This is a genomic window from Lactiplantibacillus paraplantarum, assembly GCF_003641145.1.
GTDB lineage: Bacteria > Bacillota > Bacilli > Lactobacillales > Lactobacillaceae > Lactiplantibacillus > Lactiplantibacillus paraplantarum.
Genome location: NZ_CP032744.1, coordinates 1 through 23,384, shown reverse-complemented (window position 1 = coordinate 23,384; position 23,384 = coordinate 1). Strand labels below are relative to the sequence as shown.

The following is a 23,384-nucleotide window of genomic DNA, read 5'->3' as shown; positions in this document are numbered from 1 at the left end:
TTAATGCCCCCTCATCACTTTGACTGGTCGAATTAATAACGCGCCCATTGCGGGTAAAGTCACCGTGAAGCTCGCTGGTTGTCCGCGATAAGGCTCATCAATGGCCGTAAATTTCGTTTCTAACTTAGTCCACGTCCCACCGAAAGCTTGAGCTTCCGTATTAAGTAACAGTTCATATTGACCCTGATAAGGAACGCCAATGCGATACTGTTGCCGTTCTACCGGCACAAAATTAAAAGCCGCCACGACAAAACTGTATTTACGCTTCGCTTGCCGAATAAAACTCATCGTCGAACTTTCCGGGTCATCAGTGTGGGTATAAATAATACCGGCAGGATCATGATCTTGCTCCCACAGTGGTCGATTGTGGCGATACACCAGGTTCAATTGGCTCGTAAACTGTTGCATGCGATAGTTCAATGAATCGTCCAGATCGTTCCATTCCAGCGCACTCCAATCGCGCCATTCTAAGAATTGGCCCCATTCTGAGCCCATAAAATTCAATTGCTTCCCGGGAAAGGCCACCATGTAAGCCAACATCGTTCGGAGGTTAGCAAACTGGTTGTACCGATCGCCAGGCATTTTATGCATTAACGACCTTTTGCCATGGACAACTTCATCATGTGAAAACGGCAAGATGAATCGTTCATCAAACATGTAGACAAAGGCAAACGTCAATAAATCAAAGTGAGCATGCCGGTATAGCGGGTCCATCATGAAAAAATCAAGTGTATCGTGCATCCATCCCATATTCCATTTGTAATTAAAACCAAGCCCCCCATTAGTAACGGGCCCCGTAACTTGTGGATAGGCGGATGATTCCTCTGCAATCATTAGGACATCTGGATGCCGGGCTAAAATAGTGGTATTCAGTTTTTTCAAAAAAGTGATACCTTCTAAGTTACGATTATCCCCATATTGATTAACCTGCCCTTCACGCCCTTCGTCATAATCGCAGTACAACATGTTAGAGACGGCATCCACTCGCAATCCATCTAAGTGACATTGTTCAAGCCAATACAGTGCGCTTGAAATCAGAAAGCTTTGGACCTGAGCTTTACCAAGATCAAAGTTCCACGCACCCCAGCGGCGGTTGTTCGCCCGCTCAGGATCAGCATACTCAAATGTGGGCGTCCCGTCATACTGATATAGCGCGTCATAATTGCGAATAAAGTGTCCTGGTACCCAGTCAACTAATACGCCAATATTAGCTTGATGACATTGATCAACGAAACTTAAAAAAGCCTCCCGATTGCCAAAACGACTAGTGGGTGCAAAATAGCCCATTTGTTGATACCCCCAGGAGGCGTCTAATAGATGTTCCATCACAGGCATTAACTCAATATGGGTATATCCTAACTGCTTGACATATGGAATTAAGGCTGTGGCCAGCTCTGAGTAAGTCTCATAACGGCCATCTGAATGTCGCTGCCATGAACCTAAATGTACTTCATAAATATTAATGGGGCGATTGGCCGCGTGCGATTTTTTACGACGCGCTAACCATAAACTATCGTGCCACCGCATCGCCACGGGTTGAACAACCTGGCTAGCATCACCTGGCTTACGTTCAAATTGCTGTGCAAATGGATCAATTTTCAACTGAACTTGTCCGGCCGCTGTTGTGACCTGAAATTTATATAGATCGCCAACGTGGACCGCCGCCACTTGTCCTTGCCAAATTCCCGTCGTACCCATTAGTTTTAACGCTCCAGGTTGCCAGTCATTAAAATCACCGACAACGGCAACTGCTTTGGCATGGGGCGCCCATACGCGAAACGTTGCCCGACCATTTGTCGCCAAGTGACAACCTAGATAATCCTGACTATTGAAGCCAACACCCGTATTGAATAAGTAACTTGCATCATTGCTATCAGCAGATTGTTTAACCAAAGCATCACACCCCCTATGTGATTAATTGAACAGTTATATAAAATTAATCTTATTATAAGAAGATAATCGTATTTTTGACTATCCTTGATAAGGTTGCCTTACTTAATCGGCCAAGTCGCAAAAAACGCCTAGAATATAAGGTTATCGTGCTGAACATCACTAAACGCTGCAAACTGACTCACCACAACTATTTGCGGCTAAGCCCGTTGTAACTCACTTTGTCCTCACAAAGCGCCTTGTACAAAAAAAGACCCGAAAAAACAAGTTTTTTCGGGTCAGTTGATTTATTCAATTACATTTCTATCAAATTATTTATATTTACGCCATTACTTATTTCCAATAGGCGTAACGATACAACGTATCCCGCAGCAGCGTGAAGTGGACACCGCCAACTTGTTTGCTGATCAAATGCGCTGCTGCCGTTTGATAAATTGGTGTCACTCCTTGTTCTTTAGCAACTAGTTGTGCTGCTTGTTGCATCGTTTGATACCGCGCTTTAGTCGTCTGATTTCCTGCTGTAATCGTTGCAATCAACTTTTCATACTGAGCATTATGAAATTTCCCAAAGTTGACGGAATTAGTTAAGGACGCCTTATTTAGAAAATCAACTGGATCTTGGAAGTCACTTGACCATGATAAGGTGGCAAAGTCAAAATTACCTTTACTTAACGTTGAAATCTCATTCGTTAACGGCACTGATTTAACGTTTACAGTTACCCCGTTAAGATTCTTCTCAATCGCTGCCTGAATATATTCAGCCACTGACTTATTAATATCATTATCATTGGTCAATAACTGCAACGTCCGCTTTTGCGTTCCTAAACTAGCCTGGGCTTTTTTCCAATACTGTTTGGCCTTAGCAGGGCTATACGGATACAAGTTACCTGTATCCGTATTAAAGTCTTTGCCAGTCGTTGGATTAGTCGTATTACCAGTTGGGACTAAAGATGTCGCCGCAGTTGAACCATCTTTCAACACGTTCTTGACCAAGGATTGTCGATTGAGTGAATAGCTGACCGCTCGCCGCAAGTCAGCATTCTTGAGAGCCGACCGTTTCTGGTTCCATAACATGAAGTAAAGTTGATTCAGCTTTGTTATTTTTAATTGATTTTTTAGGCTCCCCTGTTGCGCACTAGCGACCTGCGTTCCGGTAATTTGGGTCACTTGAACCGCATTACTTTCAAACAGGTTCTCGGCGGTACTGTTATTCTTAACAGTCTGCACCTTAACTTGCTTGATATGCACTTGCTTATGACCATAATAGTATGGATTCTTCACATACTTCCAGGTATCATTTGTCCCGTTCCACCCTTTTAGAACGTACGGACCATTCGACAAGGTCTTATTCGCAGTGGTGCCATACTTGTTACCATACCTCGTCGTAAACTGTTTATTCAGCGGATAAATTTCTGTTGCCAGTCGATAATTAAAGTATGGCACCCGCTGTGCCAAGGTGATTTTTAACTTATACTTACCAAGCGCCTTGACGCCTAAAGTTTTGACCGCTTTTTTTCCGGCTGTAATCGCCGTTGCATTTTTAATTTCTGCGACGTGGCCCACTTCTTGCGACTTAGTCTTAGGATCGACTTGTCGCTGTAATGAATAGACAAAATCTGCGGCCGTCACTTTACGACCATTGGCCCACTTGGCATTGTGTCGCAATTCAAACGTGTACGTTTTACCACCATTCGTTGGCTTAACCACCTTTTTAGCAATTGCTGGGATAATCTTTCCCTGCTGATTAGTCGTGTACAAGCCTTCCATGAATTGTGCAATCGCTGCTTGACTGACAATATCATCAGCCTTATCAGGATCAGCCGTCGCAATCGCCTGCGTAGCCGTTACGTTCAACGTTTTCTGCTTGCTTTTCGTTTGACTACCGCACCCCGCCAATCCTAAACCTAATAACGCAATACTAATACCACTGACCCATATTTTGATTTTCATTATGATGACTCCCAATCTTAGTAATGATCATGATTAACGACAACAATAACCATATTGATGCTGACAACACATCAATGGTAAGCCGCCATTATCCGTAGTGAGCCGCATTTTATCGACATTCACGGTTAACTTATCATTCTGCGATCCCAAGTCCATCATCATAATTCCTCCTTTAAAATTAAAAACTGATTAAGATAAGATTAATTCTTGAGTTTACATCTGTCAACTAAAATCTTTAATTATCGATTGATCAACGAAATTTTAGTTAATTCAGCGCCAATCAACATTTTAATTATTTTAGCTCGCTTCTAGGCAACGTCAATCCTAAACGTACACTTCTAATGTTTGATAAAAAAGGCGTGATAAAGTCGGTAACGACTTTATCACGCCAATCTTAGTTATTCTTATGAGTATTACTGGCGAATCTGACCATCACCATCAATGATATATTTATAAGAGGTTAATTCTGCCAGTCCCATCGGACCACGAGCATGTAGTTTCTGTGTTGAAATGCCGATTTCAGCACCAAAGCCAAACTCAAAGCCATCCGTAAACCGCGTCGAGGCATTAATATAAACACATGCGGCATTTACCCGTTGTTGGAAGACCTTACCGGCACGATAATTGTCTGTGACAATCGCTTCCGAATGTTGTGTATTATAACGGTTAATATGCGCAATTGCGGCTGCTTCTGAAGGAACCACCTTGACAGCAATAATTAGGTCGTTATACTCCGTTCCCCAGTCTTCATCCGTGGTTGGAACCACATCAGCAACAATTGCTTGTGTGGCCGCATCACCCCGAACCTCGACGCCTTGATCACGAAGCGCTTGGATCATCGACGGTAAATAGTCGGCCGCAATATCTTGATGGATCAACAGTTTTTCAGTGGCGTTGCAGACAGACGGGCGTTGCACTTTTCCGTTAATCACTATATCCGTTGCCATTTTTAACTGAGCATCCTTATCCACATATACGTGACAATTTCCCGCACCCGTTTCAATAACCGGGACCGTTGCCTTAGCTAAAACCGTCTGAATTAGTCGCGCACTACCGCGTGGAATGAGGACATCCACGTAATCTGTTAGCTGCATGAACTTTTCAGCTGTTGCGTGCGTCGTATCGGTAATTAACTGAATCGCGTTTTCGTCAATTTCGTGCGCACGTAATGTCGACCGTAGAACTTTGACTAATGCTTGATTAGAATGAATTGCTTCCTTACCACCACGTAAAATCACGGCATTCCCGGTTTTGAAACATAACGCAGAAGCGTCAACCGTCACATTGGGCCGCGCTTCAAAAATCATGCCAATGACACCCAATGGAACCCGTTCCTTGGCAATCATTAACCCTGCTTCATTACGCCAAGCCCGATCAACGTTACCAATCGGATCCGCTAAAGTCGCAACTTGCGTTAATCCAGTCGCCATATCCTGAATCCGTTCAGACGTCAACCTTAACCGATCAATAAATTTCGTAGGTACTTGTGGATTTTCTAAATCTTGTGCATTAGCTGCCAAGATTTCATCTTGATGTGCAATTAATGCCGTTGCCATTGCGGCTAACACCTGGTTTTTTTGAGTTGTTGCCAACAGTCCTAATGTATAACTTGCCGACTGTGCACGTTCTCCTAACTGTTCTAAATCAGTCATACTAATAACCTCCTTGCTTAACCAAATAACGTCCCAACTGGTTCGCCTGCTAAAATCTGGAAAATAATCGTGGGATCAGCACCATTGGCCAAGATCATCTGTCCATGGGCATCAATCATTCGTTCGGCAGCTTTCAACTTAGTGACCATACCACCGGTTCCAAAACGACTCCCACTGCCACCAGCTAATTCATAGGTGCGCTGATCAACCTTACCAACATGTGCCAATAATTGAGCTTGCGCATCGGCATTAGGATTACCATCGTAAAAGCCATCAATATCTGATAACATAATCAGCAAGTCGGCACCGATATTAGTTGCAACAATGGCTGATAACTGGTCATTATCTCCAAATTTGGTTTCATGATCCAATTCATCAACCGCCACTGTATCATTTTCATTAACAATTGGCACCACATTTTGCTTCAATAAAGCTTCAAACGTATTCAAAACGTTATGGTGACTCTTAGGGTAGACAAAGATATCACGCGTTAACAATAACTGCCCAATCTTCTGTTCATAAATCGCAAACCGTTCTTTATAAATCGAAATCAATTCAGTTTGACCAATCGCTGCAATCGCCTGTTGCTCAGGAATGGCTTTCGGACGTTGCTTTAACCCCATATAATTTAAGCCTACCCCGATCGCACCAGAGGAGACTAAGACAACTTCACGACCACGATGCCGCATCGCACTAATGACAAAGGCTAACTGGTCAATTGCCCGTAAGTTAATTGATCCGTCTGGATAAACTAGTGTACTCGTGCCAACCTTGATTACAACTCGTTTGGCCTTTAGTTTTCGCATCACTTTCACTACTGCCACCAACTTCTCAAATTATTTTGTTTCACGTGAAACATTCGTTTTAATATCTGTTTTCATATAATCAACCGCGTGCCGTAAGTTTACGTGCACAACCCCGACATTAATAGCCAAAACCAACAATAAAATAACAAAGGCTAGTAGGAATAGCACTTTATAAGACCAGTTATCAATGATTACCCCGCCAAATAAAGGCCCCAATGAACGCCCCAGTGCACAGAATGCTTGAACCAACCCTTGGTAACGTCCCTTAGCTCTAACGGGCGACAGCTGGCTTACTAGTGTTGGCATCGCTGGTGACCACGTTGCTTCACCAATTGTCAGTAATACCATTGCGAAGATAAAGTGCGGATAATCATGAGCGATGACCAGTGATAAGAAAGAGAGACCAACAAATAACATGCCAAAGAAGAATTGATAATATAAGTTCTTAATCCGATCACCAAGTAAGCTCAAAATACTTTGAATGAGTACTAATAAGCCGGCATTAATTGTCCATAAAAAGCTATAATTACGCAACGGCATGCCGAGATTGGTCATATAGACGGATAAATTGCTAACCCACTGTTCATATAATAGCCAAATAATAAACAGGCTGACAAAGAACGTCCACACAATATGAAAATTTGCTCGTGGCAAGTGAATATTCTGGCCCTGCCGAGGATCAACACCCGTGACATTTGATGAATCAACATTATATTCGAACAATGCAATAATCAAGAAAATCACGAAGAGTCCAGTTGTCATTGAAAACAACAATGCCATTCCCATGCTGTAAACAATCCCCACTAGCATGGTCCCAAAGACAACGCCTAGATTAGCAGCTAGATACATCAATGTAAATGTTCGCCGTACTTTATCGCGGGGAACACTGGCTGCTAACGCATTGAACATCGTATTCAGCCAGCCACTAGCAAAACCCGTTACTACTAATAATAATGGATACCACGGCCAGCCATGGAAAAAAATCAGGGCAAAGTTCGCTAAACCATTTAAGGTAATCCCCATTAGTAATAAATGATAAGGGTTACCACGATCGAACACGCGACCACCGATGGTACTAGCTAAAACATTCGCTACCGAATTAAACATCAGGACGATCCCAGTTTCCGTTAATGACTTTCCCAACACATTGTGCATGTAAATCGTCGTCAACGGCCAAATAAAGCTCATACCGATGTTATTCATAAATTGCCCAGCAATTAGCCAAGGCGTTTTAATCAGTTGTTTTTGTGCCACGCAATCACCACCATTATTAAATCATGCTACTTTTCATCATAGCAAAGTTTATTTAAAATAACAGGGACATTTATGCTTTGATAGCGTAATTAATGTTGATTCCTGATTAGCGGACACACTATCATCTGTTATCAACCAGCTTCTAAATGCTTGAGTTACCGGCCTTACTTAAGACTATGCGCATTACTGTCGCTACCCCAACCAGTTGATTGCTCCAAAATAACTAAAAACGATCGAATTTCCGATATAAACATCAAGAAATTCGATCGTTTTTAGTTGCCATGCTAATATTTAAGTGTTTCAAACAGCAGATTCAGACTAACGTCATGGCCTCTCACAGGCTTGAGACCGGAGGGGCTGGGTGACAATGCTCAGTAGCCAAATTATTCTTAGCTCGAAGTGCATTTCTTCCGGCTTAGAATAAGACTCGTATTTGAGATGACGCGGGTTGGGCGTTAGCTCAAATCGACGTCGGCTACGTTCCAGCAATTGGCACCCAGCCCCAGAGGTCGGCATAGGGCGCACGTATACTGACGAATAGTAATCCAACTAATTGGCACGTTTTAATCATAATTCATACTAAATAATAACTAGCCCAATGCATGCTTTAATAAACTAGTCTATGCTTGGGGGTCCTGCGCGTATGAAACCGACGAGAACTTATTAAACGGTTTAACGAATAATAACTTAACAGTTCCCCGCGCCCCAGCACGGTTCTTTTCGATAATCACTTCAACTTCACCAACATCCTCGGAAGCATCTGCATCCCGTGGGTCGCCACCGTTAAAGTCACCACCGCCACCGCCAAAATTACCACCATCATCATCGTCGCCGCCTTCGCGGTCATAATAATCTTCCCGGTATAAGAAGGCTACGATATCAGCATCTTGTTCGATTGATCCCGATTCACGAATATCAGAAAGTACTGGTCGCTTGTCTTGTCGTTGCTCAACACCACGAGAAAGCTGCGATAATGCGATTACCGGAACGCCTAATTCCTTAGCCAATTTCTTCATTTGCCGTGAAATTTCAGAAACTTCCTGTTGTCGACTTTCAGTATTGCTGCCTTCGATCAATTGTAGGTAATCGACAACGATCAGTCCAAGATTACCTTGTTCCTTCGCTAACCGGCGGCTCTTCGCTCGAATCTCTGACATCTTAATCCCAGGAGTATCATCAATAAAGATACTAGCCTTAGATAAGCTACCCATGGCAACCACTAAATGCTCCCACTCTTCCTCATTCAACTGCCCCGTCCGCAAATGCCCGGCATCAATACTACCCTCTGCACATAGCATCCGGTTAACCAACGATTCGGCTCCCATTTCCAAACTAAAAATAGCAACCGTCGTATCAGTCTTCGTAGCAACATTTTGAGCAATATTCAATACAAAAGCCGTCTTCCCAACCGCGGGCCGCGCCGCAAGAATTATCAGATTATCTGGCTGTAATCCAGCCGTCATCTTATCTAATTCGGCAAACCCCGTTGGTAAACCGGTAATGTCATCATCATTTTGATACAAACGATCAATTTCTTCAATCGACGCATTTAACACGTCCGAAATCGATTTAAACCCACTTTGATTACGCTGTTCAGACACATTCATAATGTCACGTTCGGCGTCATCCAATAACGTCGTAACGTCGTCATTTTCCGTGTACGCTTTTTGGGTGATCTCAGTAGCCGTCTTAATTAACCGGCGCACCGTCGCTTTTTGGGCCACGATTTTCGCATAATACCCAGCATTAGCTGCAGTCGGAACCGAACCGGCTAACTCCGCAATGTAGCTCATTCCACCGACGTCATCCAATTGATTTTGGGCCGTTAGCAGATCACTAACCGTTACCGCATCAATGGCTTCATCACGGTCATTCAAAGTTACCATGCTGGCAAAAATGATCTGATGTGCACGTCGATAAAAATCTTGCGCTTCGACAAACTCCATCGCTTCCACGAGGGCATCACTATTTAAGAAAATGGCCCCCAAGACCGCCTTTTCAGCTTCAATATTTTGTGGTGGGGTTTGATCCAGCACATCGTTGTTCATTTATGATCCGTCCTTTTACTTTTCGACAACGTGTACGCGAATTTTCGCCGTTACTTCTGGGTGTAACTTAACGGGCACGTTTGTGTAGCCTAATACCCGAATTGGCTCTGGCAATTCGATTTTACGTTTATCTAACTTAACTTGATACTGGTCAGCTAGTGCCGTCGCAATTTGTTTACTAGGAATTGAACCAAATAACCGGCCATCAGTTCCCGCCTTAGCCTGGAGTTCAACCACTGTTTCATCAGCTTCAAGGGCCGTTTTAACTTGCTTAGCTTCAGCTAATTCTTCAGCAGCACGGGCAGCTTCTGACTTTTGTTCAGCTTTCAACGTATTGATTGCTGCTTTAGTTGCTTCTTTGGCTAACCCTTTTTTAATTAAAAAGTTTTGTGCGTAACCATCAGGAACGTTTTTAATTTGACCACGTTTTCCCTTACCACGAACATCATTCAAAAAAATAACTTGCATTTTACTCACTCCTAATTAGATTCTGAGGTTGGATCGTCAGCGCCTGTCAACAAATCAATTAATGACTGTTTAACCTCGTCAACTGACTGACCCTCAATTTGCGTTGCAGCGTTCGATAAATGACCACCACCACCCAATTTTTCCATATAAACTTGGACGTTAATTTCTCCAAGTGACCTAGCAGAAATACCGACCCGACCATCTTCACGTCGCGTAATCACAAATGACGCATCCACACCGGACATTGACAACAATGAGTCGGCTGCTTGCGCCGCAGTGACCGGATCATAGACCTGATCATTCTCACCGACACATAGTGCCATATCCTGATTAACAAACTCGACCGTTTCAATCAAATGATTGCGTTGTAAGTAGCTATCAACATTTTCCTTCATAAACTGCTGAACAAGCAACGAATCCGCCCCAGCAGAACGTAAATAACTAGCTGCATCAAATGTTCGCGATCCTGATCGCAGTGAGAATGATTTCGTATCAATAACAATCCCGGTCAGCATGGCCGTAGCCTCAATCTTATTAATTGGCTCCGCATCATGTGATTGATATTCAAACATTTCAGTAATCAGCTCACACGTCGATGACGCATACGGTTCAATATAAACCAAAACTGGGTTTTCTGGAAATTCTTCGCCCCGACGATGATGGTCAATAATCATGACCCGATTCTCAAGTCGTTCATAGAGCGCTTGTGACATCGAAATGCTTGGCTTAGAATGGTCTGCCATAATCAATAGACTTTGGTCAGTCGCTTTTTCAAGTGCCATTTCTGGCGAAATAATCGCCGATTCAATATTTTCATCGGACTTCAACTGATCAAGTAACCGCTGGATATCAGAATGCACATTTTGCTCATCTAAGACAATCCAGCATTGCTTACCGTTCATTTCAGCAATTCGCCGAATCCCTAGACAGGCCCCAACAGCATCCATGTCAGGTTGTCGGTGACCTTGAACAAAGATTTGATCGGATTGATTCATTAATTCCTGCAGTGTCTGACTGATCATCCGTGCCCGAACCCGTGTCCGTTTCTCCATCGGATTCGTCTTGCCACCATAAAATCGAGCTGGACCATCTTCGGCTTTAACAACAACTTGGTCACCACCTCGCCCTAAGGCAAGATCCATATTACTTTGCGCTAGATCGGCTAAATTATTCATATTACGCTCGCCGTAAGCAATCCCGATACTCAATGTTAGCGGGAAATTTTGCTTAGAAGTCGACTCGCGAATACGATCTAAAATGCGAAATTTATTTTCTTCGACCCGCCGTAAACTACTAGCATATCCAAGTAGGAAGAAATGATCATCATCCAAACGTTTTAAATACATCCCAAACATCTGCGTCCACTTGGATAATTCATTCGTCACATAATTATTCAAGTTGGAGATATCGGTATCAGTCATTGATTGGGTGATTTCGTCATAGTTATCCAAGAAGATTTGACCAATCACAAGCTTTTCATCTTCAAATTGGTCAGTTAACTCTGCATACTTAGTAACATCCATCATATAGACCGTATTAGTACTTTGCTGGACGCGTAAATCAAATTGGTAGTCTTGCCATCTAATCGTAGTTGGCTCGTCCATATGCGCATTTAACGTGGCCGCTAAGGTGGGATCAATATCTTCCAAGCGGTAACCCAATACGTCCTTATCGCCAAAATAACGCTGCAAATATGGATTGACCCACTCAATTGTCTGATCGTCATTAAAAATCATGACGCCAATCGGCATCTGAATCAATGCTTCTTGTTCACCACGCTTAATTCGGTAGGACAAGTCCGAAATATATTCATTGGCACTCGAACTTAGCTCAATCAGCGTATTATAAGACATCACCCCAGCCATCACAATCAGAATGAGGATAATGGTCCCAAAAATCCAGTTCATTAAATAGCCAGTCACTAACATGATTAACGATAAGCCCATGATGACTAACGCTAACAACCGTAACTGTTGATTTTGTAAGAAAAATGGAATTTTTTCGCGCGAAAAGATCTTTTTCATATTAAAAATCCCTCAAGCCTTCTCAGTAATGACTATATTTTATCACAAACCACCGTCCGCTTCAGCGTTTCATCTCAAACCCCGTAAACGCTTAACTAGACGGTACTCTCATCTATCGAGAGTAAATAAAAACCACAGAGCCGAAGTCTGTGGTTTTTGAATGACTATAATTAGTCTTCAGATACAAAGGCTAATAAGCCCATGATCCGTGCACGCTTGATGGCGATAGTTAAAGAACGTTGGTTCTTAGCACTAGTCCCCGTTACACGACGTGGCAAAATCTTCCCACGTTCTGAAATGAAACGACGTAATAAGTCAGTATCTTTATAATCGATGTAGTCGATATGGTTAGCGGCGATGAAGTCGACTTTACGACGACGACGGCCACCTCTTCTTTGTTGTGCCATTGATATTTCCCTCCTCGTTATCTGTCTAATTAGTTAGACTAGAATGGTAAATCATCATCCGAGATATCAATTTGATCGCCATTATTTGCGAATGGATCCGCCTGGTTATTGTTGTTAGCACTGCTTGATGGTGCCGCACTACTAGCATTACCAGTATTACCATTACCAAATGGGTTATTGTTATTCGCTGATGATTGTTGAGGAGCCGCATTTTGGCCTTGATTACTATACCCATTATTATTGTTGTTGTAATTGTTATTACCACTACCACCATTAGCAGACTGATGACGTTCAGACTCTGCCCGTGATTCTAATAATGAGAAGTTTTCAACGACAACTTCTGTAACGTAAACTCGTACCCCTTGTTGATTTTCGTAGTTTCGGGTTTGAATCCGACCATCGATACCAACAAGTGAACCTTTATGAGTAAAGTTAGCAAAGTTTTCAGCAGCTTTACGCCAAATGACACAGCTGATGAAGTCTGCTTCACGTTCCCCATTTTGATTCGTGAATTGACGGTTTACGGCAATAGTGAACGTCGCGACGGCGGCACCACCATTCGTGTAACGTAATTCCGGATCTCTTGTTAGTCGGCCAACAAGAATTGTACGGTTAATCATGCAGAAGCGCTCCTCTCTTGAAATTAATTTTGTCTATTAGTCTTCGCGTTTAACGATCATGTGACGTAAAATGTCATCATTGATCTTTGAAAGACGGTCGAATTCGTTTAAAGCAGCGTCATCAGTAGCTGTTAAGTTAACGATATGGTAAGTACCTTCGTTAAAGCCACCGATTTCGTATGCGAAACGACGCTTTGACCAATCTTTTGAATCAATTACTTGTGCACCGTTATCAGTTAAGATTTTGTCGAAACGATCAACTAAAGCTGTCTTGGCAGCATCGTCGATGTCGGGACGTACGATGTAAGTAATTTCATATTTCTTTGATTCACTCATGAAATTTGCACCTCCTTATGGACTTCAGGCCCTTCTTTTTGAAGAGCAAGGAAAGTAATCTAGCTAATGTTAGATACTCACGAATTTAAAGTATAGCATCTAAATCAGTTTGTTGCAAGGGTTGAAGCGGCCGACTATCACAAAAAGATCTGGAATCCGTTACATCAATCAATTACGCTGATTGAGCCGTATTTCATTTTATTTCCCGGGAAATATTTCTTTTTTCTGAAATACTTACTTTTATTTACATGTAAGTTAGTCACTTGGACATGCTCATTGTTAATTAGTATCAGCACGAAAAATTGTTACATCGAACGATTGAACTGGATTCTAACTATAACTTCATCAATACCAGTTGACAGCGACCCGTAAAAAGGCTCGGTAGACAAAAATTGTCTACCGAGCCTTTCGAACAACTTATTCGTTTAAATCATTGGAATCAGTCGTTGTTTCATCAGTTGAAGTTGTTGTTTCTGTAGTCGTGCCATCCGTATTAACTGTTTCATCAGCAGTTGGCGTCGCGCTAGCAGCATCCGTTGTAGGCGTATCGTCAGTTACTGGTTCTGGATCAACCTTAGCCATAGTTGCAACCTGTCCATCCGCACCTAAGCGCATGAGACGAACACCTAGCGTCGCCCGACCAGTCTGTGAGACGGTCGCAATATTAAAGCGAATCATAACCCCCTGGTTCGTCATCACCATAATATCTTCTTGCCCGTTAACCGTCGTCAAGCCAGCTAAATGACCATTCTTTTCAGTCACATTAGCCGTCTTAATACCTTTACCACCACGACCCTTGATTGGGTAATCAGCTGCTGGTGTTTGTTTACCATAGCCTTTTTCCGTAATGATAAAGACGTTACTGTCCGGCTTCAGAATATCGAAACCAATGACAAAGTCGTCATCACGTAAACGAATCCCCCGAACTCCAGAAGCTGTCCGCCCCATCGAACGAACTGTGGTTTCATCGAAACTAACTGCATAACCATCATGGGTCCCAATTATCACGTTCTGGTGGCCATCCGTAATGGTTACCCCAATCAATTCATCATCATCCTTCAGCGTAATGGCCTTCAAACCATTACTGCGGATATTGGCGAATTCTTGGACCGGCGTCCGTTTGACAACCCCGTTGACCGTTGTGAAGAACAGGTAGTTATCAGAAGCGCTGGCGTCACCCGTGACATTAACAACCGCTTGAATTTTCTCGCCAGAATTGACTCCTAGTAAGTTAATTACTGGAATTCCTTTGGCAGTTCGACCATATTCAGGAATTTCGTAGGCCTTCATCCGGTAGACTTTCCCCGCATTAGTGAAGAAGAGTAAGACATCATGAGTTGACGTTGTCAGTAAATGCTCAATAAAGTCGTCATCATGAACATCCATCCCTTGAATACCACGGCCACCACGATGTTGCGACTTAAATTCTGTCGTTGGCAATCGTTTGATGTAACCATTATGCGTCAAGGTAACGGCAACTTCTTCTTCCTCAATCAAATCTTCATCTTCGATACTGAGGACTTCGCCGACCATCAATTCAGTGCGTCGCTTATCACCAAATTTACGTTGAATTTCCATTAATTCTTCATAGATAATCTGGTTAATACGATCCCGACTAGCCAAAATTGCTTTATAGTCCGTAATTGCCTTCAGTAAATCTTGATATTCACTCTCAATCTTTTCCCGTTCCAAACCAGTTAACCGAACTAGTCGCATATCAAGAATAGCCTGAGCCTGCTTATCAGATAAGCCATAGTTATCCATTAATTGATTTTTGGCAATTTCACTCGTTTGTGATTGACGAATAATCGCAATAATTTCATCAATGTGATCTAGTGCAATCCGTAATCCTTCAAGAATATGGGCCCGCGCTTGGGCCTTCTTCAAGTCAAATTCAGTCCGCCGCCGAATTACGTTTTCTTGATGTTCCAAGTAATAAATTAAAATTTGTTTCAAACTCAAAACTTTAGGAGCACCCTTAACAATGGCCAACATATTAAAGCCAAAGTTAGTCTGCATCAACGTCATCTTGTACAGATTATTCAAAATGACCGAAGCACTAGCATCGCGGCGCACATCAATGACGATCCGCATCCCTTCACGGTCACTTTCATCATTGATATCAGTAATACCTTCGATTTCCTTATCACGTGCCAAGCCCGCGATTCGTTCAATCAATTTAGCTTTATTGACCATGTATGGTAATTCAGTCACGATAATCCGTTGCTTACCGTTCTTTTGATCCTGAATATCAACCTTAGCGCGAACAATAATGTTCCCACGACCAGTCTGATAAGCCTTCCGAATTCCCGACTTACCCATCACAATCCCACCAGTTGGAAAATCTGGTCCCGGTAAGACTTCCATTAAGTCAGCAACCGTTGCATCTGGATTATCCATCAACAAATGAATTGCCGAAATAACTTCTGCCAAGTTATGCGGTGGAATATTAGTCGTCATCCCAACGGCAATCCCAGTCGCCCCGTTAACTAACAAGTTAGGAAAGCGTGCTGGTAAGACTGCTGGTTCCCGTTCCGTATCATCATAGTTCGGTTGCCAATCAACGGTATCCTTGTTAATATCGCGCAACATTTCAACCGCAATCTTGCTCATTCGAGCTTCGGTATACCGCATTGCAGCAGCCCCATCACCATCGACAGAGCCAAAGTTCCCATGACCGTCGACTAACATATACCGATAACTAAAGTCTTGGGCCATCCGTACCATTGATTCATAAATCGCCGAGTCACCATGGGGATGATATTTCCCCATAACATCCCCAACGATCCGCGCCGATTTCTTATACGGCTTATCAGGGGTAACCCCTAATTCACTCATACCGTAAAGGATCCGCCGGTGTACTGGTTTTAAACCATCGCGCACATCCGGTAACGCCCGGGCCACAATCACACTCATGGCGTAACTTAAAAATGACGTCCGCATGGTTTTGGATAGGTTCACATCCGAGATACGATTGTTCGATAAATCTGAATCAGCCAAAATATTCGTCCTCCTTCATCCGTTTTGCCGCTATTAAAGCTTTACTAAAACTTCTTGGTGTCTTCCGTACGGCACAGCTTTCAACATCGCCGACCGTACTAATCACGCATCATTATCAAGCTAAGTCTGATTAACGCCGCAGCGTACCAGTGCTTAGTTCATAACGACTAAGCTGACACACTAAACATCCAGATCCTGGACGAACTTGGCATTATCTTCAATAAATTCTCGCCGTGGCTTAACTTGGTCTCCCATCAACATCGAGAAGACCCCATCGGCATCCGCAGCGTCTTCATCACGAACCCGTAATAGCCGCCGCTTTTCTGGATCCATGGTCGTTTCCCACAATTGTTCCGCGTCCATTTCACCAAGACCTTTATACCGTTGAACAACGGGCTTAGGCGATGGTGCCAATTGCCCCATCACTTCACTCAATTCTTCATCAGAATCAATATACTTTACAAATTTACCTTGGCGTACTTGGTACAGTGGTGGCTGTGCAATATAAACAAAGCCGGCATCAACCAACGGCCGCATATACCGGTAGAATAACGTCAATAATAAGGTCCGAATATGCGCCCCATCAACATCGGCATCGGTCATAATAATCAATTTGTGATAGTTCGCCTTGCTTAAATCAAAGTCACCACCAAAACCGGTACCCATCGCCGTGAACAAGGAACGGATTTCTTCGTTAGCCAAAATCTTATCAATGCTGGCCTTTTCCACGTTCAAAATTTTCCCCCGAATTGGCAGAATTGCTTGCGTTAATCGGGAACGTCCCTGCTTAGCTGACCCACCGGCAGAATCCCCTTCGACAATGAACAACTCACTAATTTCAGGGTCTTTACTACTGTTGTCCGCCAGCTTACCTGGTAAATTACTAATTTCCAAGCCACTCTTTTTCCGCGTAACTTCCCGCGCACGCTTAGCAGCGACCCGGGCCTTGGAAGCAAGTAACCCCTTGTCGACCACTTTACGGGCAACACTTGGGTTTTCCATCAAGTACTTGCTAAAGTGTTCTGAGAATAGCCGGTCGACTGCGGCCCGAGCATCGGAATTACCAAGTTTCGTCTTGGTTTGGCCTTCAAATTGAGGATCCGGATGCTTAACACTGACAACGGCCGTCATCCCTTCACGAACATCTTCACCAGATAGGTTCGCATCGCTTTCCTTCAACAAGTTATTCTTACGAGCATAGTCGTTGATGACCCGCGTCAAAGCACGTTTGAAGCCTTCTTCATGCGTTCCACCTTCGTACGTATGAATATTATTGGTGAAGGTCATCAAATTACTGTGGTAGTCGTCAGTATATTGCAACGCAACTTCTACCGTAATCCCATTCTGTTCTCCTTCCACATAAATTGGTTCTGGAAATAGAACAGTTTTGTTTTTATCTAGATATTCAACATAGTGACGAATCCCACCTTCATAAAGAAAGTCATCTTCAGTGGGTTCATCAGGACGATTATCCCGAATCGTGATCCGTAACCCCTTATTTAAGAAAGCGAGTTCGCGGATCCGGGTCGTCAAAATACTAATGTCATAGGTGGTCGTTTCCCGGAAAATATCAGGATCCGGAACAAAATGAACCGCCGTACCATGAGCATCATCAGGCGCATCACCAATGATCTTCATCGGCGTCTTTACCTTTCCACGTTCAAAGTCCATGTAATAAACATGACCATTCCGAGTTACTTTGACGTCCAGGGTCGATGATAAGGCGTTAACAACGGAAGCCCCGACCCCGTGAAGACCACCAGAGACTTTATAACCGCCACCACCGAATTTACCACCGGCATGTAAAATCGTATAAACCGTTTCAAGCGCTGGTTTACCCGTTTTTTCTTGAATATCAACAGGAATCCCACGACCATTATCAGTAACCGTAATACTATTATCTTTTTCAACGGTCACGTGGATCACGTTGGCGAACCCTGCTAAGGCCTCATCGATCCCATTATCAACAATTTCCCAAACTAAATGGTGGAGTCCTTGACTACTCGTCGTACCGATATACATTCCGGGACGTTTCCGGACAGCTTCTAAACCTTCCAAAACTTGAATTTGGCTAGCATCATATTCACGGGCCTGTTCAAGTTTGGTTTCTTTTTCGTTTTCGGTCAATGCGGTTCCTCCTCGTGTAAAGTGCCATGGCTAACTTCAAATACTTTTGGCGCGTTAATTAATTTGCGGGCCACCCCGTCAAGACTTGGCGTGGTTAAAAAGGTCTGCACTTTATCTTGAATCGCTGTCAGCAAGTGGGTCTGCCGGGCAGCGTCTAATTCTGATAAGACATCGTCTAATAACAAGACTGGGTATTCCCCTGTCTCTGCTTTCATCAGGTCAATTTCAGCGAGCTTAACAGATAGTGCCGTCGTTCGCTGTTGTCCTTGCGAGCCAAACGTCTGGACATTTTTCCCATTAACCCCAAATTGAAGGTCATCCCGGTGGGGCCCCAATAAAGTCGTCCCTTGAAAAATCTCTTTGGCTTGTTGTTGTTGATATAAGGCTTGTAAAGTTTCGTAAATATGCGTTACCGAGGTTTGATCGGCATTCGGAACTTGCGTGACATAGTGAAACGTTAATTGTTCCTGTTGTTGCGTAATTTCGCTGTGAACGGCCTGTGCCCACTTTTCAAGTTGCTGCAATAATTGCAACCGTTTATGAATAATCTCCGCGCCAAACGCGGCTAATTGATCCGATAAGACGCCTAAATAAACTTTGTCCTTGGCTTGCTGACGATTTAATTGCCGTAAATATTGATTACGCTGTTTTAAGATCGTTCGGTACTGACTCAAGTTGTACAAGTACTTAGGACTCATCTGACCAAATTCCATATCCATAAAGCGTCGTCGAATTGCGGGCGCTCCTTTGACAATTGACAAATCTTCTGGTGCAAATACAATCACGTTGAGATTACCTACATACTGAGATAATTTAGCTTGCTCTAAATGATTGACCTTAGCACGTTTGCCGCGACGACCCAATTCGAGTTCAAGTGGAACCGCACCGGTACTTTTATGTAACCGGCCCTGCAAGGTCGCCGTTGTCGCTTGCCATCGAATGAGTTCTTTATCATTAGCCGTTCGGTGGCTACGCGTTAACGCCAGCACGTAGATTGCTTCTAACAGGTTCGTCTTTCCCTGGGCATTTTCTCCCAGTAAGACGTTGACCCCGCGACTGAAATTAATAGTCAAATCCGCGTAATTACGAAAATCATGCAAGACTAAGTTTTCTAAGTACATCTTAATCAGTCGTTTCTTGATTTGAGCGAATAAAAAATGACCCGTTGTCTTCAACTTCAATCGTATCGTCCGGATAAAGTTTACGACCCCGCCGATCATCTGGTTCACCATTAACTAAAACGGTATTTTCTTTTAGAAACCATTTCGCTTGACCACCCGATCCAATGATGGCCGTCTCTTTTAAAAGTTGCCCCAACGTTATATATGGGGTTCTGATATCTATTGGCTGTTTCACAATGTCACCTGCCTATCTGATTACAAGCTATTAAACGACTGTCTGGAGTGCAACACACACTCCTAACAGGTTATATTATACTTGTTTTTTAATGAAAATTCAATTTATAACCGTACTCAGAGCCTTTTTAAGCCGATTTAAGTCTTTTTAATATCGGGATACCAGCCTAGGGGTAAATTTGCTGAAATTCCCTAATTTGGCGGATTTTAATAAAATATCTTATTTTTTTACTCAGAAATCAGCTGAAAAATCCGACTCAGAAGCCATTTTTTCTCCACAACACTCAAGTTAGCCGATCCGTAGCCATCAATGACTAGCATTTATCAAAAACTGGCAATCGCGATAGTCGCCGACTATTCTGAATATACAATATTAATAACTTCAAAAGTTACACCTTGTTTTAGCTTTATACATCAGCTTTCCAGAGCTAATTATCAGTAACAAAAAGCGTGACGTTCCAAGTGAACGTCACGCTTTTTGCTTAAAAATGTATATTTATTCAGCTAGTTAAAAAGTTCGAACTGGAGTTATTAACTGAATAAAGTTTTCGCCCTCTTCAGTTGGCACTAATGTAAATGGTCGCAAGGCCATCGTAAAGGAAATCTTGATCATCGCTTGACCAAATGAACGAAGCGCTTCTTTCATATAATCCGGATTAAATGAAATTTCTAACTCGTCACCGGCTAGATCAGTTGGTTGCAGTTGTTCTGTAACTTCACCAACATCTGGTGAATTACCAAAAATAGTAATGGTTTTATCCGTTGGATTGACAGAAAAGCGAACAACATTATTGCGACTTTCATGTGATAGCAAGGAAGCCCGTTCAATGGCGGCTGACAATGCGGGCGCTGAAATCTCAACGGTCGTATTAGACTCTTTAGGAATTAAGCGCGATGTGTCTGGATAATTTCCTTCGAGTAAGCGGGAATAAAATGACGTGTTTCCTAGTACAAATAAGACTTGATTTTCGGATAACCGCATTTGAACATCCGGATTGTTATCACCAATCATCCGCGACAGTTCGGTTAAGCTTTTACCGGGAATAATCACATCATAATCGGCATTGTTGGCTTCAGGTAATTTAATCCGGCGTTGGCTTAGACGATGTGAATCGGTTGCAACAGCTAAGAACTCCCCGTTTGCCAAAATAAAATGGACACCCGTTAAGATTGGCCGACTTTCTTGATTAGAAACAGCAATAACGGTTTGACCGATCAATTCTTTAAGAACATCACCAGCTAAAGTGATGGTATTAGTAGTGTCAATTTCAGGTAAGTGCGGATAATTTTCAGGATCCAAGCCGTTAATTGTAAAGGAAGCTGCCCCCGAAGTAATTTGCGTTTGAAAACCGTCAACAACATTGACCGTCATCGTATCTTCTGGCAACTTTTTAACAATTTCACTAAAGAAACGAGCTGGCAACACAATTGAGCCAGCATCTTCAACAACTAACGTATTGTTGTCATCACTAGCTGGAATGGTTGTTTCGATAGAAATATCAGCATCACTACCCGTTAAGGTAATTGCATCGGTGTTAACGTCTAACTTTAACCCGGTTAGAATCGGGATGGTTGTCTTTGAAGAAATTGCACGTTGGACGTTGTTTAATTCTTTGATAAATGCAGATCGGTTGATCGTGAACTTCATAAGTAAATCCCTCTCTTTTTCTAGTGACGGGCACTAGATATATATTAATAATAAAAGTTCGTAGTAATAGTAGAGCGGTGGGTACTGTGGAAAACAAGGTGAACCCTAAGTGCTATTGAGTTTTCCACATGTGTATAAGTTGTGGAAAACTTTTTGAGTTATTCTTTTTTATCCACACTACGCTTTTAGCTGACCAGTGAGATCACCCACGGCTTTTTGTAGTTCAGAGTCCGTTTTAAGGGCCTTAGTAATTTTGTCGTGAGCGTGAATCACAGTCGTATGATCTTTGCCGCCAAATTCATTACCAATGCGTGGCAGTGAACTTTCAGTTAGTTCCCGTGATAAGTACATGGCGATTTGGCGTGGAATCACGATTTGTTTGTTGCGTTTCTTTCCCTTGAGGTCAGCCATGGTTACATGGAAATATTTAGCGACCTTTTCCTGAATAACGGGAATAGAAACTTCTGATAGTTTACTGCTAAGGTGCAGACTCTTCAACGCATCAGCTACTAAACTAGTCGTAATTGGTGAGTTGTTCAAACGGGAATATGCCTGAACACGCGCCAGGGCACCTTCGAGTTCACGGACATTCGAGTCGATTTGTCCAGCAATATAACTCAACGTATCATCGGGAATTTCAATCCCTTCAAGATCTGCTTTATTGCGCAAAATCGCAATACGCGTCTCTAGGTCTGGCGGCGTGATATCCACGGACAGGCCCCATTTGAAGCGCGATACTAGACGATCTTGTAGCTGTGGGATTTCGTTAGGTAAGCGATCTGACGTGAGGACAATTTGCTTATCATCTTCATATAAAGCATTAAACGTATGAAAGAACTCTTCTTGTGTGGCTTCTTTATTAGCAAAGAATTGAATATCATCAACCAGTAGTAAGTCGACATTTCGGTATTCTTCGCGAAAGGCTTCTTGCTTCTTGGTCTGAATGGCATTGATTAGTTCATTCGTAAAAGATTCGCTAGTTACATATTTGATGTTACTAGTTGGATCGGTTTCTAACAATTTGTTACCGATAGCGTGCATTAGGTGGGTTTTTCCCAGACCAACGCCCCCATAGAAAAACAACGGATTATACATCGTGCCAGGTTCTTCTGACACAACTAACGCTGCGGCGTGGGCCATTTGATTACCCTTACCAATCACGAAAGTGTCAAACGTATATTTCGGGTTGAGTTTCGTTTCCCGCATAAATGTGGGGGTAGTTGCGGTTGATGGTTGATTACCCGCAACGTTACCGGTAGTCGCTTGCGAGTTGTTATCTCTCGTAAGCTGCTGACGTTCTTCTTCCGTTATCATTACCGGCCGGATCTGCTCGTTAGTCGCTTGCATCGCAATGTCCGTGAACTTTGCGGCCAAGTTTTTCTCCCAATAATCACGATGAAGTTGTGTGGGGACTTCAATCGTCATTTGGGCTTTATCGAGTTGGAGCGGCTTTGCCGGTTCGACAAACGTTTGAAACGTGATCTTTGAAAGATCTTGTTCCATAGAGAACTTAATGAGATTCCATAAGTCATTACGTTCCAGCACGTGGATACCCCTTTTCTTAAAAAACGTAATTCTATTTTAGCATGAACATATTGAGTTTTCCACAAGTGGACAAGTTAAAGTTGAGAGAATTCACAGGTTGGGATTTCATTATGCACAGCTTGTCGAAAAAATGGGAGACTTTAGAAAAAATGTGAGTTATCCACAAAATCAAGTTTAAAACTAAAGCCTTATTGATAGCTTTTGGAAGGGTTATGCACACGTCAAAATCGACTTGTGGATAACTAAATAACAGC

General features: G+C 42.9%; 17 protein-coding genes. All 17 read right to left on the bottom strand.

Features of this window, described 5'->3' with window-relative positions:
• Positions 1-1,893 (bottom strand): 1,4-alpha-glucan branching protein GlgB, encoded by a 1,893-nt coding sequence (glgB, locus tag LP667_RS00085; protein WP_021730345.1) that lies wholly within the window; start codon positions 1,891-1,893, stop codon positions 1-3.
• Positions 1,894-2,223: 330 nt separating this feature from the next.
• Complete coding sequence (locus LP667_RS00080) at positions 2,224-3,840, bottom strand: peptide ABC transporter substrate-binding protein (protein WP_021730344.1); 1,617 nt, start codon at positions 3,838-3,840, stop codon at positions 2,224-2,226.
• Positions 3,841-4,253: 413 nt separating this feature from the next.
• The gene (locus tag LP667_RS00075) at positions 4,254-5,492 is read right to left on the bottom strand and encodes a glutamate-5-semialdehyde dehydrogenase (RefSeq protein WP_021730342.1); all 1,239 of its coding nucleotides are present in this window, start codon (positions 5,490-5,492) and stop codon (positions 4,254-4,256) included.
• Between the two features lie 17 nt (positions 5,493-5,509).
• The gene (proB, locus tag LP667_RS00070) at positions 5,510-6,307 is read right to left on the bottom strand and encodes a glutamate 5-kinase (protein WP_021730341.1); all 798 of its coding nucleotides are present in this window, start codon (positions 6,305-6,307) and stop codon (positions 5,510-5,512) included.
• Positions 6,308-6,328: 21 nt separating this feature from the next.
• Positions 6,329-7,552, bottom strand: coding sequence for an MDR family MFS transporter (locus LP667_RS00065; protein WP_021730340.1), 1,224 nt, complete (start codon positions 7,550-7,552; stop codon positions 6,329-6,331).
• A gap of 620 nt (positions 7,553-8,172) precedes the next feature.
• Positions 8,173-9,600 carry a replicative DNA helicase gene (gene dnaB, locus LP667_RS00060; RefSeq protein WP_021730339.1) on the bottom strand — a complete coding sequence of 476 codons (1,428 nt, stop codon included), beginning with the start codon at positions 9,598-9,600 and terminating at the stop codon, positions 8,173-8,175.
• 15 nt (positions 9,601-9,615) lie between these two features.
• Positions 9,616-10,068: a 50S ribosomal protein L9 gene (gene rplI, locus LP667_RS00055; RefSeq protein ID WP_021730338.1), complete on the bottom strand. Its 453-nt coding sequence runs from the start codon at positions 10,066-10,068 to the stop codon at positions 9,616-9,618.
• 11 nt (positions 10,069-10,079) lie between these two features.
• Positions 10,080-12,092 carry a DHH family phosphoesterase gene (locus tag LP667_RS00050; protein ID WP_021730337.1) on the bottom strand — a complete coding sequence of 671 codons (2,013 nt, stop codon included), beginning with the start codon at positions 12,090-12,092 and terminating at the stop codon, positions 10,080-10,082.
• A 170-nt stretch (positions 12,093-12,262) separates the two neighbouring features.
• On the bottom strand, positions 12,263-12,499 hold the full coding sequence (gene rpsR / locus LP667_RS00045) for a 30S ribosomal protein S18 (protein ID WP_021730336.1): 237 nt from the start codon (positions 12,497-12,499) through the stop codon (positions 12,263-12,265).
• 38 nt (positions 12,500-12,537) lie between these two features.
• A complete protein-coding gene (gene ssb, locus LP667_RS00040) occupies positions 12,538-13,119 on the bottom strand; it encodes a single-stranded DNA-binding protein (RefSeq protein WP_003646183.1) in 582 nt (193 codons plus the stop codon).
• Between the two features lie 36 nt (positions 13,120-13,155).
• The gene (gene rpsF / locus LP667_RS00035; RefSeq protein WP_003637271.1) at positions 13,156-13,455 is read right to left on the bottom strand and encodes a 30S ribosomal protein S6; all 300 of its coding nucleotides are present in this window, start codon (positions 13,453-13,455) and stop codon (positions 13,156-13,158) included.
• A 417-nt stretch (positions 13,456-13,872) separates the two neighbouring features.
• Positions 13,873-16,455, bottom strand: a complete 2,583-nt coding sequence (gyrA, locus tag LP667_RS00030; protein WP_021730335.1) for a DNA gyrase subunit A — start codon at positions 16,453-16,455, stop codon at positions 13,873-13,875.
• A gap of 180 nt (positions 16,456-16,635) precedes the next feature.
• A complete protein-coding gene (gyrB, locus tag LP667_RS00025) occupies positions 16,636-18,582 on the bottom strand; it encodes a DNA topoisomerase (ATP-hydrolyzing) subunit B (RefSeq protein WP_021730334.1) in 1,947 nt (648 codons plus the stop codon).
• A complete protein-coding gene (gene recF, locus LP667_RS00020) occupies positions 18,579-19,703 on the bottom strand; it encodes a DNA replication/repair protein RecF (protein WP_021730333.1) in 1,125 nt (374 codons plus the stop codon). The genes gyrB and recF overlap by 4 nt, the downstream gene beginning before the upstream one ends.
• Position 19,704: 1 nt before the next feature.
• Positions 19,705-19,938, bottom strand: a complete 234-nt coding sequence (gene yaaA, locus LP667_RS00015) for a S4 domain-containing protein YaaA (RefSeq protein ID WP_033609242.1) — start codon at positions 19,936-19,938, stop codon at positions 19,705-19,707.
• Positions 19,939-20,445: 507 nt separating this feature from the next.
• A complete protein-coding gene (gene dnaN, locus LP667_RS00010) occupies positions 20,446-21,585 on the bottom strand; it encodes a DNA polymerase III subunit beta (protein WP_021730331.1) in 1,140 nt (379 codons plus the stop codon).
• A 177-nt stretch (positions 21,586-21,762) separates the two neighbouring features.
• The gene (gene dnaA / locus LP667_RS00005) at positions 21,763-23,130 is read right to left on the bottom strand and encodes a chromosomal replication initiator protein DnaA (protein ID WP_021730330.1); all 1,368 of its coding nucleotides are present in this window, start codon (positions 23,128-23,130) and stop codon (positions 21,763-21,765) included.
• Positions 23,131-23,384 lie beyond the last annotated feature (254 nt).